This is a genomic window from Paracraurococcus lichenis (assembly GCF_030657435.1).
Taxonomy (GTDB): Bacteria; Pseudomonadota; Alphaproteobacteria; order Acetobacterales; family Acetobacteraceae; genus Paracraurococcus; species Paracraurococcus lichenis.
In genome coordinates this window covers 1-1592 of sequence record NZ_JAUTWS010000279.1, presented here as the reverse complement: position 1 = coordinate 1592, position 1592 = coordinate 1, and the positions used below count along the sequence as shown (strand labels likewise).

The following is a 1592-nucleotide window of genomic DNA, read 5'->3' as shown; positions in this document are numbered from 1 at the left end:
ATGGCGCCGAGCACGTAGAGAAGACTGTCGCCTCCGGGAACACGCCGCGGCAGCGGCATAGGGCAACGACGCATCGACCGTCTGCGCCAAGGAACCACAGGAGACGACGCAATGGCGTGAACCGTCTTGACCGGCTCGGCCGGGATAGAGAAGACGTACCTGAAGGTCGGTGGCCGCTGGGCTTATCTGTATCGGGCCATCGACCGCGACGGCAACTTGGTCGACACCATGCTCAGCGAGCATCGCGACATGGCGGCGGCCCAGGCCTTCTTTCGCTCGGCCAAGTCGGTCACGGAAATGACGCCTGATCAGGTCACCACGGACGGGCACGGATCCTATCCGCGGGCGATCCGCAGCACGCTCGGCCGCGATGTCGAGCACCGGACCAGCGCCTACAAAAACAATAGGCTGGAACAAGACCACCGGGGCGTGAAAGGGCGCACGCGATGTATGCGGGGCTTCAAGAGCTTCGCGTCAGCGGAGCGGTTCTGTCGAAGCTACGACGAGCTTCGCAACTTCCTCCGCCCCTGCACGCGCCACAACCAATACGTCTCTGCCCGCCGCCGTCGCCTGCTTCACCTCCGTCGCGCCACCAGTGTGCTCGCCGTTCTCGAAGCGGCGTAAACTGACCTTGGCTTTCGCCTCACGTCGTCGGGTCTGGCACGAGTTCTGACAAAACCCCCGGCCGGGTCCCTGGTCAGCACCCAGCGCACCGGTAGGGTCTTGCCCTGGGCATTCCACAGCGCCTTGCCGGTTGCGACATCGACTTCCCGGTCGTTCTTGCCGTCCTTCGTCCGCCACCCCGGGACGGTCATGCGCACCCAGGTTGTTGCTTTCCGCGCCGCCCGGGTCCGCGGCGTCAGCTGGCGGGTGCCGACCACGCGCGGCCTACCTTTCTGCCCCTTCTTGCGCGGCGGTGGCGGGTTGTAGAAGCGCGCGTCCATCCGGCAGCGCGCCACACACACCACGCGCTTCCGCAGTGTCCAGAACAGGTCCAGGCTGGCGTAGCCGCCGTCCCCCACCATCACCAGCTGTCGGCCGGGGCACCAGCGAGCGACCAGGCGCATGGCCCAGGTGGCCTTCTCCGGCAGTGTCTGGTGCCGGCGCTTCCGCCTGGCGTCAGCCTGCTCCGAGCGGCTCAGGATCGTCAGGAACGGCAATCCCCAGGTTCGGCTGGCGAAGCCGGGTCTGGCCACCACCTGCAGCGACAGCCACCGTAGGCCCATGGCCTTGACGAAGAAGCCACGGCTCGAGCGCACGGCATCGCGCCAGATCCCCTTGTCACGGATCTTGGCGCCGCGCCGCCGCTCGACGGAGTCGTCAGTGGCGATCACCAGCGGCTCGCCCTCCGGCACGAACGTCTTTTGCAGCAGGCCAAGCAGGATCCTCGCGCCTCGGAGGCCCGACCACTCCGCGCGCGAGAGAAAGCGGTGGAACCGGCTGAACCCCTTGTCCGTGCTGCCGTCCACCGCCCGCAAAGCCGCGCACACCGTCCGCCGGTTCACGCACAGCAATGCTCCGGTCGCCAGCGCGACCGCATTCAGCCATGACGGCCGTGTGAACATCGCCACAAAGGGCAGCAGCCACATCTC

Annotated in this window: 1 protein-coding gene and 1 pseudogene; one reads left to right on the top strand and one right to left on the bottom strand. The window is 67.1% G+C overall.

Annotated features, from left to right (window positions below; genetic code table 11):
- Window positions 1-150 precede the first annotated feature (150 nt).
- Window positions 151-624: pseudogene (locus Q7A36_RS39680) on the top strand (IS6 family transposase); the annotation flags it as partial.
- Here Q7A36_RS39680 and Q7A36_RS39675 read toward each other — a convergent pair.
- A partial coding sequence (locus Q7A36_RS39675; protein ID WP_305109299.1) for an IS701 family transposase occupies window positions 576-1592 on the bottom strand: 1017 nt, incomplete at its 5' end. The pseudogene Q7A36_RS39680 and the gene Q7A36_RS39675 overlap by 49 nt on opposite strands.